The following is a 758-nucleotide window of genomic DNA, read 5'->3' as shown; positions in this document are numbered from 1 at the left end:
AGCCCATTAAGCCCATCACAGCAGACGATGAAGACATCGCTGACGCCACGGTTGGCAAGATCTGCGCACACAGATGCCCACAAGGCGGCACCTTCATTATCAGCAATCCACAAGCCCAGGATGTGCTTGATACCGTCCATGTCGATGCCCACCGCCATGTAGCACGCCTTGTTGACTACACGGTGGCCGTCGCGAATTTTCACCCGGAGCGCATCAAGAAAGATCACGGGGTAGAACTCATCAAGCTGACGGTTCTGCCACAGCATGACCTCGTCTAAGACCGCATCGGTAATCGTGCTGATCGTATCCGGGCTCATATCCACCCCCAGGGTGGACCCAAGATGGTGCTGAATATCACGCACTGTCATCCCACCGGCGTACAGCGAGATGATCATGTCATCAAGCTCTGTCAGCCGACGTGAGCCCTTGGGCACCATCTGAGGAGTAAACGTGCCACAACGATCCCTGGGTACAGTCACTTCCAACGTGCCGTAACCAGAGTTAACCGTCTTGGTGTACGACCCGTTGCGGTGGTTGCTCCCCTGTGCTGATTCAACCTGGGCCTTCATCTTCCGGTCGGAATGACCGTAGCCCAAATGGGCATCCATTTCCGCCTGCAGACCAGCATTAATCGAGGCCTGCAACAGGCCTTTGACCAGGTCGCTGGCGTCATCGGTGGAGGTCGATAACTCGCCGATCAAGCTGGCAAGCTCAGGATTTTCCATCAGCTTCTCGCTGATCTTGTTGACCTTGTCCTG

Annotated in this window: 1 protein-coding gene; it reads right to left on the bottom strand. The window is 55.7% G+C overall.

The genetic code is table 11. The annotated features are described in order from the left end of the window. Window positions 1–758: IS256 family transposase (locus tag MHX66_RS10510; RefSeq protein ID WP_370646315.1), on the bottom strand; the 758-nt coding region annotated here is incomplete at both ends.

Source organism: Corynebacterium sp. ACRPH (assembly GCF_022347285.1).
Taxonomy (GTDB): Bacteria; Actinomycetota; Actinomycetes; order Mycobacteriales; family Mycobacteriaceae; genus Corynebacterium.
This window is presented reverse-complemented; position numbering and strand designations above follow the sequence as displayed.